At 42.7% G+C, this 13370-nt stretch carries 9 protein-coding genes; 2 read left to right on the top strand and 7 right to left on the bottom strand.

The annotated features are described in order from the left end of the window. Position 1: 1 nt before the first annotated feature. From P2G54_RS01050 to P2G54_RS01035, 4 genes are all read right to left on the bottom strand, one after another. A complete protein-coding gene (locus P2G54_RS01050; protein ID WP_275867335.1) occupies positions 2 to 484 on the bottom strand; it encodes a GAF domain-containing protein in 483 nt (160 codons plus the stop codon). After that, a complete protein-coding gene (gene ribD / locus P2G54_RS01045; RefSeq protein WP_275867333.1) occupies positions 477 to 1502 on the bottom strand; it encodes a bifunctional diaminohydroxyphosphoribosylaminopyrimidine deaminase/5-amino-6-(5-phosphoribosylamino)uracil reductase RibD in 1026 nt (341 codons plus the stop codon). The genes P2G54_RS01050 and ribD overlap by 8 nt, the downstream gene beginning before the upstream one ends. Continuing rightward, positions 1502 to 2302 (bottom strand): DUF4382 domain-containing protein, encoded by an 801-nt coding sequence (locus P2G54_RS01040; protein WP_275867330.1) that lies wholly within the window; start codon positions 2300 to 2302, stop codon positions 1502 to 1504. Before P2G54_RS01040 ends, ribD begins: the two co-directional genes overlap by 1 nt. Before the next feature lie 111 nt (positions 2303 to 2413). Continuing rightward, the gene (locus P2G54_RS01035) at positions 2414 to 3232 is read right to left on the bottom strand and encodes a DUF4382 domain-containing protein (RefSeq protein ID WP_275867328.1); all 819 of its coding nucleotides are present in this window, start codon (positions 3230 to 3232) and stop codon (positions 2414 to 2416) included. Between the two features lie 105 nt (positions 3233 to 3337). Between P2G54_RS01035 and dgt the strand changes: the two genes are divergently transcribed. Continuing rightward, positions 3338 to 4684 carry a dGTP triphosphohydrolase gene (gene dgt / locus P2G54_RS01030; RefSeq protein ID WP_275868427.1) on the top strand — a complete coding sequence of 449 codons (1347 nt, stop codon included), beginning with the start codon at positions 3338 to 3340 and terminating at the stop codon, positions 4682 to 4684. 126 nt (positions 4685 to 4810) lie between these two features. Continuing rightward, the gene (locus P2G54_RS01025) at positions 4811 to 7819 is read left to right on the top strand and encodes an AsmA family protein (RefSeq protein ID WP_275867326.1); all 3009 of its coding nucleotides are present in this window, start codon (positions 4811 to 4813) and stop codon (positions 7817 to 7819) included. A gap of 67 nt (positions 7820 to 7886) precedes the next feature. On the opposite strand, the gene P2G54_RS01020 is transcribed toward P2G54_RS01025, so the two are convergent. From P2G54_RS01020 to P2G54_RS01010, 3 genes are read right to left on the bottom strand one after another with little or no spacing between them, the layout of a single operon-like run. Continuing rightward, positions 7887 to 9680 carry an acyl-CoA dehydrogenase family protein gene (locus P2G54_RS01020; protein ID WP_275867325.1) on the bottom strand — a complete coding sequence of 598 codons (1794 nt, stop codon included), beginning with the start codon at positions 9678 to 9680 and terminating at the stop codon, positions 7887 to 7889. A 43-nt stretch (positions 9681 to 9723) separates the two neighbouring features. Then, positions 9724 to 10899: an acetyl-CoA C-acyltransferase gene (locus P2G54_RS01015; protein WP_275867322.1), complete on the bottom strand. Its 1176-nt coding sequence runs from the start codon at positions 10897 to 10899 to the stop codon at positions 9724 to 9726. 25 nt (positions 10900 to 10924) lie between these two features. Beyond that, entirely contained in the window at positions 10925 to 13330 is a 2406-nt protein-coding gene (locus P2G54_RS01010) for a 3-hydroxyacyl-CoA dehydrogenase/enoyl-CoA hydratase family protein (protein ID WP_275867320.1), read from the bottom strand. Positions 13331 to 13370 lie beyond the last annotated feature (40 nt).

Here is a 13370-nt window from a genome sequence, read left to right as displayed (position 1 = left end):
ATCAAAGGGTTTTTTCCAAAATCTGCATCAACTCTTCCAAAAAGCGCTGATCAGTACTGTCAAAATCATCCAGTTGATCGCTGTCCACATCCAGAACCATTGCTACTTTTTCATCCTTGAAAACCGGAACTACTATCTCCGAGCGGGAAGCGGAACTGCAGGCAATATGCCCCGGAAAAGCATCCACATCAGGAACCAATTGGGTTTTTGCTTCCTTCCAGGCAGTTCCACATACACCTTTCCCGAAGGCAATTCGGGTACATGCAATCGGACCTTGGAAAGGCCCCAGCACCAATTGCTCGTCTTTTACCAAATAAAAGCCCACCCAGAAAAAATCAAAGGCTTGCTTCAAGGCTGCCGCAAGGTTGGCAAGGTTGGCATATAGATCAGGTTCCCCGGTAATCAAAGCTTCGATCTGAGGAATCAAAGCTTCATACTTTTCAGCTTTGCTTGCGGATTCCGGGATAAAAAGATTTTCAGACATGGTAATAAACGGAAAGTAGGTTGTCTTGAACTGAAATTATATCTGATGGTGGAAGAGAAAGAAGCGGTGAAGAAATTCCCTTGCCGAACTTATTTTGGCTGGTAAACACCCGCGCCTCGTCCCAGAGTTCGGATTCTATGAATTTATTGAGCAGAAAACTGCCTCCTTCCACTATAAGGCTCTGCACTTTCCTCTGATTCAAGTCCTCCAATAAATCATGAATTTGAAAGCCACGCTTTAGCTTTACGAATTCCAGATTTTCGGACTTCTCGTATTTCTGGGTATTGTAACAAATAGTTGGGATGGATTTGTCGAAAAGCTTTAGGTCGGAAGAAAGCTCCAACCTGCTATCGATCACCAATCGCAATGGGTTATTGCCTACCCAATCCCGTACATTGAGGGAAGGATTATCAAATTGAGCAGTATTTTTCCCGACCAAAATTGCATCCTCTTCCGCTCTCCATTTATGGACCAATTGCCTGCTTAGGGAATTGCTGATCCACTTCGAGGAAAAGTCCTCTCTGGCCACAAACCCATCTGCAGTTTGAGCCCATTTCAAAATGACATAAGGCCTTTTCTTTTCAATCTGAGTAAAAAAGCGGCAGTTTTGACTTCTTGCCTCTTTCTCCAAAAGCCCAGTTTCTACTTCTATCCCGGCATCACGAAGAATTTGAATTCCTTTCCCCCCAACCAAGGGGTTGGAATCATGGGCAGCTATGACAACTTTTTTGACTTTCTTTTCTACCAAAAGATTGGCACAAGGCGGGGTTTTTCCCCAATGTGCACAGGGTTCCAAAGTCACATAAACCGTTGATTCAGATAGTAAACTCGGGTCCTCTACCGAATTGATGGCGTTTACCTCCGCGTGTGCCTCCCCGAATTTTTGATGATAGCCCTCCCCAATAATCCTATCCTCATGGACAATCACGCAACCTACCAAAGGATTTGGGCTAACATTCCCTCTTCCCAATTCGGCGAGCTCCAAAGCTCTACGCATGAATTCCTGATGCTTATTCATTAGGGCTTTAGATTCAAGGTGACTCTATCCAAAACAATGGGTTCTCCACTTAGGACCTCCACATTCCACAAGGTATCACCAAGGTATAGCTCATTTTTTGGCTCAAAAATCAGGGTGTAAGTCCCTTCGGGCAAACGGAATAAAAATGTACCGGAAGAATTGGTATGGGTGGAAATAGTTTCTACACCATTTTTAGCATAGATAGCCGGATCACTTGCTATAGGTCCGACCGAACCGCTTACTTCTACCAGACCTTCTGAAGAATAAACATGGACCACCGGATTTAGCTCCAGAGAAAGCGGAGATTCACTCACTACCTCAATGGATTTTTCCAGATCAAAATCCAAAAACACATCGTAAGAGGTACCTTGTGCCATTTCAAGAGAAAACGGAATCGTAATCTCTTCAAGGGATGGATCTGACAGGCTCATGGTATACCTCTCTTCATCCAGCCAAAGAAAATGTCGCGTTCCCAAGTGTAATGTCAGTTCGGTTATTCTTCCTAGTGGCAATTGATCCCTTCCCAACAATAATACTTCCCCGGCGACATAATCTGAAACCCGGATCAGTTTATCTCCCAGAGAATAGGGTATCATAAAGGTTTCTTCCTGCGTGCTTCTTCCTTCCCGAATCATTTTAACATCCACTCCCAGAATTTCCACAAAGACAGAATCATATTGTGCAGGTGCGTCAACCAAAATCAGGTTTAAGAGAGCCTTGGGTTCTTTGTCCAGACTTTCACAGGCTCCCCAAAAAAGGAGGGACAGAAGGAAAACTAAAAGAAAATTTCTACGATTCACAAAGCAAATTTAGGCCAATTCTTCAAAAATGAATGAAGTATACGTATGGGGTAAAAAAATGCCCCCAATAGATTTACTAGTTGGGGGCAAAAGAATGATTTTAACTTTTGATTAAGGAGTAGGAACCAGTTCCAAAGTGATCGGATCCAAATTTGTAATTTCTCCTTTCACTACCACGATATCTTCAACAGTCTGTCCAACATAAGATTCAATCGGAACGATTTCAAGTGTGTAGGTCTCCACATCCAATCCCTGGATTTTGAAGTTTCCATTTTCATCCACAAAGGTATTGTAGGTTTTTCCACTGGTATTACCTGTAGCTGTGATCTGGATGTCCTGAGCTTCTAAAGGAAGCACCTGTCCAGAAATACCAGCAGATTGAGTCAAGTATGCTCTCAAAACAGGCTTAAGAATAATATTTCCGGAAGCACCGGCATTGACAATAGATTTGGCTACATCAAAATCAATCACCAAATCATAAACAACTCCGGCTACCAGTTCCTGATCCAATTGGATTTTAAGACCGCTTTGCTGAGCGCTTGGTGTAGTCAGGTCTGATCTAACACCATCTTTCATTACATAATTTTCAGTCCCCAGAACAAGGCGCAACTGATCAATTTCTCCTTCCGGAAATTCTTCCGTACCCAACAATGCTGCATTGCTTCCTGTCAAATCCAAAAGGTTGAGCATTTTGTCTTCATTCTCATTGAGGATTTCAATCCAAGCAGGATCTCCATCCTCTTGGTTGGGGTCATCCATCTTTACCTCAACGGCGAGGACTTCCACCCAGACTTCATCGTAATCACCGGGGGCATCCACTAAATAAAAGTTGACACGGGCTGAAGTTCCGTCCATCGAATCATCCTCTGAACAGGAAAATCCAAAAACTACTGTAAGGGCTAGTACTAGGGTTCTGATTAAAGTTTTCATATTAATCTAAATTTTTATGGACACTGAAATTACCAATAGTCATGCCAGTTTCAAAGTTTAAAGAATACCGGGAAATGTATTCCGGGCTTCTTATTTTTGGGCATGATGAAATGGGAAAAACTCCTCACCCGAGGAAGATTTGGAGATCTAGCCACAGGCAATGTTTTAACGCAAACAGCCAGGAATGAGTTTGAAATAGACTATGATAGAATAATATTTTCGGCTCCTTTCCGTAATCTGCAGGATAAGACCCAGGTTTTTCCATTGCCAGAGCAGGCCTTTGTGCATACGAGATTAACCCATAGCCTGGAGGTTTCCTCCGTCGGCCGTTCTTTGGGTAAGGCCGCTGGTGAATTCCTGATCGATAAATATCCCAACCTTCAAAAATCAGAAATATCGCCTTCAGAAATCGGGAGCATTGTGGCTGCTGCTGCACTGACCCATGACATTGGAAATCCCCCCTTTGGACATGCGGGGGAGGAAGCGATTTCGGATTTTTTCAAATTTCATCCGGCGGGAAAAGTATGGGAATCCCATGTAAGAATGGAACAGTGGGGTGATCTCTGCAATTTTGAGGGAAACGCCCAGGGCTTTCGGATGCTAGTTTCCAAAAAATTCGGGTTAAAACTGACCTATGCGACTTTGGCGGCTTTCACCAAATACCCAAGACCGAGCCTGATTCCCCACCGTGATATTGCCAGAAGAAGTCAGAAGAAATTCGGGTTTTTTATCAATCAACTTGGGGATTTTGAGCAAATGACCTCTTTCCTAGGTATAGAAAAATCAAGTCCCGAATGCTGGTTTCGACATCCCCTGGCTTTTTTGGTGGAAGCCGCAGATGATATCTGCTACAGCATCATTGATTTGGAGGATGGCTGTACTATGGGTTTGGTGAGTTTTGAGGAAACTGTAAACCTTTTGGCGCCTATCCTGAAGGATAAATTTGATGCCGAAAAGCTGAAAAACAGAACCCAAGCGCAAAATCTAGGAGCATTGCGGGCTTTGGCAATTGGAGAATTGATCCAAGAAACCGTAGCCGTTTTTGCAAATTATGAGGAGAGTATGTGCAAGGGAAACTTTGATAAAGCTCTTACAGATATAATTCCTTCAGCAAAAGCCCTTCAAAGAATCAGTGAGGTTTCCGTTCAGAAAATTTATAGGTCCAAAATAGTTCTTGAAAAAGAAGCTGCTGGATTTCAGGTTTTGGAAGGCTTGCTTTCCGTATTTTCCCAAGCACTCTACCACCAGTTTTATGACCCCAACCAATTTTCTGGCCAAGACAAAAGTATCTTGAGGTTGTTGCCTGAGGATTTTCCTCTGAAAGGTTGGGGAGCGGAAGTAAACCCTTATCCTCTGCTTCGTGCTTTGGTGGACTTTATTTCAGGCATGACTGATAAATATGCCCTGAATTTGTACCGAAGAGTAAAAGGGATATCATTTCCGGGGGTATAAGCCCCTGGTTTACTTGTTTTAGTTATTAGCAAGTTTAGGTCCTGTTCCCATTGTTTTTTTAAATGGCTTCCCATGAATCAATGAGGAATTTTAAACGTTTAATTTGTAACGTAAACCAACATTGCCATGAAAAAAAGCATTTTAATTGTAGCTGGCATTTTCATTTTTCTGATAGCCGGAGCATTGGCCGTACCTCTCCTTTTTAAGGATAAGATCATTGCAAGAGTCAATAAGGAACTGAATAAAAACCTTGATGCTACTATCTATTTTGATTCAGATAATATCTCTTTAAGTGTCTTCAAAAACTTTCCTTCCATTTCGGCAGGAATTGGAGATTTTGGAATTGTTGGCAAGAGGGAATTTGCTACTGATACTTTGGTTCACTTGGACGAACTTGGAATTGATTTCGATTTATGGTCGGTGATTTTTGATGAATATCCAACCCTAACCGGCTTGCATCTTGACGGAGGAACTGTATATGTCAAAGTCCTAGAGGACGGGAAAGCCAATTATGACATTACCATACCATCGGAAGAACAGTCCTCTGAAGAATCCGGTTTTCGCCTTGGAATAGAAGAAATTGATGTATCCGGAATTAACTTGATTTATGACGACAGGGCTCTCCAATTTTTCATGGCCTTAAAAGATATTCAGGGATCCGGAAGTGGGGATTTTACAGCTGATGTTTATGATTTGCCTCTGAAAGCACAGGCCCAGATTGTAGATTTAGTTTATGAAGGGGTTTCTTACTTAAGTGACAAAAGCTTTGTCGGCGAAACCCTGCTCAATGTGGACATGGATAAAATGAAGTTTTCTCTGAAAGATGGAAGCTTCGGATTAAATGACTTCCTGTTCAACATGTCTGGCTATATCGCATTACCCGAACATGGGGTTGATTACGACCTAGCCTTTAATGGGCAAAACACCGATTTCAAAAGTCTTCTTTCTCTTGTCCCAGGTATTTACTCCGAGAGTTTTTCAGATTTGGAGACATCGGGAAGCATGGACTTTCAGGGATTTCTAAAAGGGCTATACACGGAAGAGACCTTTCCTGCCTTTGACATATCCTTAAGGGTAAAAGACGGATATTTCAAATATCCGGACCTTCCTAGACCTGTCAGTAAGATCAATCTAGACCTTGGCTTGAAAAACGACTCCGATCAACTGGAAAATACAAGTGTTTCCATTCCGGTGTTCAACTTGGTTTTTGGCTCAAATCCTGTTTCGGGCAATTTCCTTTTAAAAAATCTCCGAAGCTATGAAATGGCCGGAGAACTTCTGGGAAAACTGGACCTGGAAGAACTTACTTCCATTTTTCCAATAGAAGGAATGGACCTAAAAGGAACAATGGATATGGACATTAAAGCCAATGGTAGGTACGATTCCATTGCAGAAATCATTCCCACTATCAACGCAAAGGTCAATCTCCAAAACGGATATGCAAAAAGTAAAGATTACCCGGCTCCACTGGAAGCAATGCATGTCTTGGCAAGCATCCAAAACAAAAGTGGAAAAATGGATGATTTTTCAGTGGACTTAAGCAGCTTTGGTTTTATGCTGGAAGGGGAGAGTATCCACGGAAATCTGAAATTGAATGATTTCAAATCCATGAATTGGGATGGAGCTATTGAGGGAACCGTAGACTTGGCTAAAATAATGGCCATTTTCCCAATTGAAGGAACTCAACTTGAAGGAAGAATCACTGCTGATATTTCAAGCTCAGGATCCTATTCGGCCATAGAAAAAAAACAGTACAACCAAATCAAAACCAGCGGGGATCTGGAGATAGCAAACCTTATTTATCAATCCGAAGACCTTCCTCAGGGAGTCCAAATTCAGGCGGCAGAGGCCGATTTTAACCCACAGCGGATAAACCTTAAAAAATTCGATTCCAAAATCGGGAACAGCCCAATCCAGGCCACGGGATACCTTTCGCAATACATGGATTATCTTCTTTCTGAAAATGGTGTCCTGAAAGGTGAATTGAGCCTCTTCAGCAAAAAATTTGACGCAAACGAATGGATCAGCGAAACGGAAGAAAGCACTTCGACTGAACCTTCTGTCATACAGCTTCCGGAAAACATTGATTTCAAAATGGCCGTCAATGCTGATGAAGTACTCTATGACAAACTCAACCTCAAAGAAGTGAAAGGCTCTCTCTCCCTGAAGGATGGAGTCTTGCGATTTGAAGATGCTGGGATGAAGACGCTGGATGGAAGGATCGCCCTGAATGGAGCCTATGACCCAAGGGAAATCAGTAGTCCTAAATTTGATTTCAATTTGGATGTATCCGAAATCAGCATTCCAGCGGCTTTTCAGGCAATTGAAAGTGTAAAGGTATTTGCCCCAATTGCCAAAGACCTCACCGGGAAAATCAATACCAACATTGATTTTTCGGGAATCTTAGGACAGGATATGATGCCTATTATTTCCTCTCTGGATGTTTCCGGTATACTGAAGGTGGCCGAGGCTGCTTTAAAAAGCAGCAAGATTGTGGAGCAAATAAATTTAGTAACCAAGATAAATGAATTGCATTCCCTTCAATTAAAAAACGTAGCCATCCCGATCAAAATAGAACATGGGATGATGGAGGTTAAACCCTTTACGGTAAAACTTTGGGATTACCAGACCACCATTCAGGGGTCAGCAGGATTTGATGGAAGTATCAATTATCTCTTGAATATGCAGGTTCCAGCAGGAAAATTTGGGGCACAGGCCAACTCCATTTTAGCAAGCATCAGTGGAACAGAAGCAACTGCTTCTACTTTGATCCCGGTTTCTTTGAACTTAACTGGATCCTACACCCAACCGAAAATTAGTTTAGCTGGTGGCAACAGTATGGAATCCCTTCTTACCAACGCCTTAAAAGCACGGGTTCAAGGTGAGAAGGAGGCAATCAAGGAGCAGGCAACTGCTGAATTCAAAGCGAGGGAAGACAGTATTAAACAGGAAATCCGAAACAAAGCTGAAATTGTTCAGGACAGTGTGAAAAAAGAACTCGAGAAAAAGACAGGAGAGGCTACGGACAAAGTGGTTGAAGAAGCTAAAAACCTGCTCAAAGGTTTCATCAAAAAGAAAACCACCAAGCCAGACAGCACTAAAACCAAACCGGATTCTACAACTGTAAGCAATTAAAACAAAAAACCTCCGGCTCAAAATTTAGCCGGAGGTTGAGGTACTCAATCTATCTGGGTTAATTATTTTAAAAAGGGTACTTTCCCTGCTCGATCATGTAATCGGCAATTTGTCTTCTCAGTTCTTTGGTATTGACAGGATCTGCTTTTGTAAATCTCTTCAAGCCCATCAGCATTACTTTTTGCTCATCTCCTTTTGCAAAAGAGGCAATAGCTTCTTTTGCGGCCATGTTGATTTTATCCACAGCTTCAGAAAGGTAAATCTGAACCATTGCAATCTGGTTTTTGCAGGCATCTTCTCCTTTTATTGAAACCAGCTTTTCGGTTCTAAGAAGAGCTGACTCGGCTGCATAGATTTCGATCATCACATCGGCAAGATTCATCATGACTTCCTGTTCATCTTCGATCCTGTCTTGCAATGCCATCGCAGCTTTTCCGCCAACCATAAGGAATACTTTCTTCAGCTTTTTGATCACTTCTTTCTCTGCTGCAAAAAGTGCGGAAGTATCTATGGATTCAAAGGATGGAACTGCTGTAAGTTCACTTGCAACAGCCATGGCAGGTTCGAATAGGTTAATCTCCCCTTTCATTGCTCTTTTCAAGAGCATTCCCACCATCAGCATGCGGTTGATTTCGTTGGTCCCCTCATAGATTCTGGAAATTCTGGCGTCTCTGTAGGCTCTTTCCATCGGTGCTTCAGCGGAATATCCCATGCCTCCGTACACTTGAACCCCTTGGTCTACTACATAATCGAGTACTTCCGATCCATGAACTTTTGCAATGGCAGCCTCGATAGCAAACTGTTCCAAAGCCTTTAGTTTTGCTTCTGCATCAGGCATCCCTTCTGCTGCCAAAGAGTTCATTTTATCCTCGATATCCTGACCTGCTCTGTAACATAGGGATTCCGAAACGAAAGTCCGGGTAGCCATTTCGGCCAATTTGGCCTTGATAGCCCCAAAGGTATTAATGCTGACTCCAAACTGTTTTCTTTCTGTAGAATACTTGATGGCTTGGGTAGTCACAGTTCTGACACCTCCCAAGACTCCGGCACCTAATTTCACACGACCGATGTTCAGAATATTCACAGCGATTTTAAATCCATTTTGTCGCTCTGAAAGCAGGTTTTCTACCGGTACCTTACAATCATTGAAAAATACCTGACGGGTAGAGGAGCCTTTAATGCCCATTTTTTTCTCCTCCTCATTCATGGTAATTCCGCCAAATCCTTTTTCCACAATAAATGCGGAAAGGTTTTTATCATCCTCGATTTTGGCAAAAACAATGAAAAGGTCAGCAAAACCTGCATTGGAAATCCACATTTTCTGTCCATTGATCAGGTAGTGTTTACCATCTTCTGTTGGAGTGGCCTTGGTCTTTCCTCCATTGGCATCCGAACCCGCATCCGGCTCAGTCAAACAGTAACAGGCTGCAAGTTCGCCGGTAGCCAATCTTGGAAGGTATTTTTGTTTTTGCTCTTCGGTTCCATAATACAAAATTGGAAGAGTTCCGATTCCGGTATGTGCTCCATAGGTAGTTGAAAAGGAACCTGCTGCACCAATTACATCAGCAATCAACATGGAAGTGTTAAAGCTCATACCCATTCCTCCATATTCCTCAGGAACTGAAATTCCCAACAATCCCAATTCGCCGGCCTTTTTGAAAATTGAAGGAACAAGATCCGGGTTTTTCATACTGTCAATTTCTTCGATTTTGGGTGTAATCTCCGTATCGATGAAATCCTGGCAGGCCTGAGCCATCATTTTTTGCTCTTCAGTAAATTGCTCGGGAATAAAGATGTCCTGAGCATCTGTTTCCCGGATGAGGTATTCTCCTCCCTTGATGGATTTTGAAGATGTTTCCATAGTTTAAGGTTTATCGTTTTCCAATTTGTTTTGGGAATCTTCCCTATTTCAATAACTCATAAATGCCAGCTACACCCTGACCTCCCCCTACGCATGCTGTCACCATTCCATACTTTTGATTTCTTCTTCTCAGTTCATTGAAAAGCTGTACGGAAAGCTTGGCCCCTGTACAACCCAGCGGGTGACCCAAAGCCACGGCCCCACCATTGACATTGACAATGTCTTCATTGAAATCCAATGATTTAATTACTGCCAATGCTTGAGCCGCAAAAGCCTCGTTCAATTCGATTAACTCAATATCTTTTAGGGTAAGCCCCGCCTGCTTAAGTGCCTTTGGTACTGCTTCTTTAGGGCCTATTCCCATAATTCTGGGATCCACGCCGGCTACTGAATAAGACATCATGCGCGCGATGGGTTCTAGATTGAGCGATTTCATCAACCTTTCTGACATTACGACCACGAAGGATGCACCATCCGATGTTTGGGAGGAATTTCCAGCCGTTACTTGTCCCCCGTTTTTAAAAGCTGGTTTCAAGGCAGCCAATCCCTCCATTGAAGTTCCAGGTCTTGGACCTTCGTCTGTATCCACCACGAACTTTCTGGTTTTTTTCTTTCCGCTTTCATCCAGATAGGTTTCCTCTACCTCAACTGGAACGATTTCGTCCTTGAATTTCCCTTCGGCGATTGCGGCAAGTGCTCTTTCATGGGACCTAACGGAAAAAGCATCTGCTTCTTCCCGGGTGATTTGGTAATCATTGGCCAATTCCTCCGCAGTCAATCCCATACTGAGGTAATAGGATGGCGTTTGGGATGCAATTTTCCAATTCAATGCAGTCTTGTATCCCATCATAGGAACCAAAGACATAGATTCTGTACCACCGGCTATAATACAATCAGCCATCCCGGCTTTGATTTTGCCAACAGCCAGTGCAATTGCTTCCAGTCCGGATCCACAATATCGGTTCATCACAAAACCGGGGTTGTCAATTCCCAAAGCCAATAAGGAAATCATTCTGCCCATCTGCATTCCTTGTTCAGCTTCTGGCACCGCATTTCCAACAATTAGGTCATCCACCAATTTTGGCTCCAAACCAGGGGTATTTGCAATCAAATGTTTAATGACATCAGCGGCCAAATCATCGGGCCGGTAAAATCGAAATCCACCTTTTTTGGCTTTGCCTACTGCCGATCTATATCCATTAATTATATAAGCTTCCATTTATGTCTATTTATTGATTCTGAAATTAGTTTCTCAAGGGTTTTCCTTTGAACAAAATGCTGTGGATTCGTTCCAGGGTCTTTTGTTCACCGGTCAAACTCAAAAAAGCTTCACGCTCAAGATCCAGTAAATATTGTTCAGAGACCTCTGTCGGTGAGGAAAAATCTCCTCCTGACATTACCCAGGCTAGTTTTCTGGCAATTTTGGCATCATGCTCTGAAATGTAGGCCCCATATCGCATTCCAGTAATTCCAGCTTCAAACAAAGCGAGGGAAGATTTACCTAATACCTTGATATCATTTCTCTGAATAGGTTGGGTATATCCGGCATCAAAGAGGGAAATAACCTTTGACTTAGCTTCTGCTAACTGACGTTTTCTGTTCAGAGTTATTCCATCGCTTTTTCTCAAGTAACCCAAAGCTTTTGCCTCAGCTGCAGAGGTCGAAACCTTGGCAGTAGCAATGTTCATGAAATACTCCTGTAGTTGATTTAATTCCACATCCCCGTCAATTCCCCTGTCCGAAAAACGAAGGGTCATTTCCTTGGTACCGCCTCCTGCAGGGATCAATCCTACTCCGACTTCTACCAATCCCATGTATAATTCTGCATGGGCCTGAATATGATCCGAATGAAGAGAAAGTTCACAGCCTCCTCCCAAAGCCATGTTGTGAGGAGCCACTACTACTGGGATTGAAGAGTAGCGAGCTCGCATCATGGTATTTTGGAACTGGGCAATCATAAGATTGATCTCATCAAAGTCCTGATCTCCCGCAAACATGAAAAGCATGGCCAGGTTGGCTCCGGCGGAGAAATTTCCTCCTTCATTTCCGATCACTAGACCTTTGTAGGACTTTTCGGCAATTCCAATTGCTGTGTTGATACCCTCAATAACCTCTGCACCCATGGAATTCATCTTGGTATGGAATTCCAAACCAATGACCTCATCTCCCATGTCATACACAGTAGCTCCGGAATTCCCCCAGATTTTTTTTCCGGCAGATTTCAAAGTGTCCAGAATGATGAAATCCCCTATACCAGGAATTTCCTGATAGGATTTAGATGAGATGTCATAATAAAGTTTCTTGCCTTCTTCAACCTTATAAAAAGTCTCGTGTCCGGCAGCAAGCATTTCATGAATCCAGTCTGCAGCTTTTTCTCCAGCCGCTTCCATTTTTTCCAGAGTTTCTCTCACTCCCAGTATATCCCAGGTTTCAAAAGGGCCCAATTCCCAACCAAAGCCGGCACATACCGCTTGGTCTATTCTATACAGCTCGTCTGAAATCTCAGGAATCCTATTGGAGCAATATTTAAACAAATCATAAAAAGAAGCTCTATAGAATTCTCCTGCTCTGTCTTCAAAGTTTACTAGAAACTTGATCCTCTTTTTGAGGTCCTCAATCTCTTTGGAAGCCTCCAAGGCTTTGAACTTTGGCTTTTCGACATCCTTATATTCAAATGTGGTGAAATCGAGTTCTTTCAGTTCTTTTCTGCCATCCTTATGACGGATCATTTTGAAATAGCCCTGACCTGTTTTGTCACCAAACCACTTATTGTTATAAAGCACTTCCACAATTTTTGGAAGCTTGAATTTCTCCCTTGATTCATCTTGAGGGAGCGCTTTGTAAAGGTTGTTAGCCACATTGACAGTAGTATCCAATCCTACGACATCCATGGTACGGAACGTGGCTGATTTGGCGCGACCAATTACCGGCCCTGTAAGTTTATCTACTTCGGATACTCCAAAGCCCATTTTCTCAATGGTATGCATGGCTGAAATAATCGCATACACCCCAATCCTATTGGCAATAAATGCAGGAGTATCTTTACAGTGAACAGTTTCTTTTCCAAGGAATCTATCTCCATAGTCCATCAGGAAATCCACCAACTCTGGTTTGGTCTTAGGACCAGGGATGATCTCCAGAAGTCTCAAATAACGAGGCGGGTTGAAAAAGTGTGTTCCAGCGAAGTTTTCCTGAAAATCCTCACTTCTTCCTTCACACATCATATGCATGGGAATTCCTGAAGTGTTGGATGTAATCAAAGTTCCAGGTTTTCGGAACTTCTCTACTTTTTCAAAAAGCTGCTGCTTAATTTCCAGTCTTTCTACCACCACTTCAATGATCCAATCAACATCCTTGATTTTGGAAAGATCATCATCAAAATTTCCCGTAGTGATCCGGGATGCGAAGGCCTTATCATAGATTGGTGATGGATTAGCCTTGAGAGTACTTTGTAAAGCATACTCCACGATTCTGTTGCGTACCGCTGGATGTTCTTTGGTCAATCCTTTCTTTTGCTCCTGATCTGTGAGTTCGAAAGGGACAATATCCAGTAAAAGTACCTGAACGCCGATATTCGCAAAGTGACAGGCAATCCTGGATCCCATTACACCAGAACCTAATACGGCTACTTTTTTAATGGTTTTGTTCATTTTTTTGGGTTTTTGGTAGTTATCCGCGAAGCGGATTTTT

This window comes from Algoriphagus sp. CAU 1675 (genome assembly GCF_029222925.1).
Lineage (GTDB): Bacteria > Bacteroidota > Bacteroidia > Cytophagales > Cyclobacteriaceae > Algoriphagus.
Note: the sequence above shows the minus strand (reverse complement) of the source record. Positions and strands in the feature narration are given on the sequence as shown.

What these genes read in the sequence shown, in the direction of transcription:
- P2G54_RS01050 (WP_275867335.1), bottom strand. Translation starts at nt 484, where the DNA reads ATGTCTGAAAATCTTTTTATCCCGGAATCCGCAAGCAAAGCTGAAAAG.
- ribD (WP_275867333.1), bottom strand. Translation starts at nt 1,502, where the DNA reads ATGAATAAGCATCAGGAATTCATGCGTAGAGCTTTGGAGCTCGCCGAA.
- P2G54_RS01035 (WP_275867328.1), bottom strand. Translation starts at nt 3,232, where the DNA reads ATGAAAACTTTAATCAGAACCCTAGTACTAGCCCTTACAGTAGTTTTT.
- dgt (WP_275868427.1), top strand. Translation starts at nt 3,338, where the DNA reads ATGAAATGGGAAAAACTCCTCACCCGAGGAAGATTTGGAGATCTAGCC.
- P2G54_RS01025 (WP_275867326.1), top strand. Translation starts at nt 4,811, where the DNA reads ATGAAAAAAAGCATTTTAATTGTAGCTGGCATTTTCATTTTTCTGATA.
- P2G54_RS01020 (WP_275867325.1), bottom strand. Translation starts at nt 9,680, where the DNA reads ATGGAAACATCTTCAAAATCCATCAAGGGAGGAGAATACCTCATCCGG.
- P2G54_RS01015 (WP_275867322.1), bottom strand. Translation starts at nt 10,899, where the DNA reads ATGGAAGCTTATATAATTAATGGATATAGATCGGCAGTAGGCAAAGCC.
- P2G54_RS01010 (WP_275867320.1), bottom strand. Translation starts at nt 13,330, where the DNA reads ATGAACAAAACCATTAAAAAAGTAGCCGTATTAGGTTCTGGTGTAATG.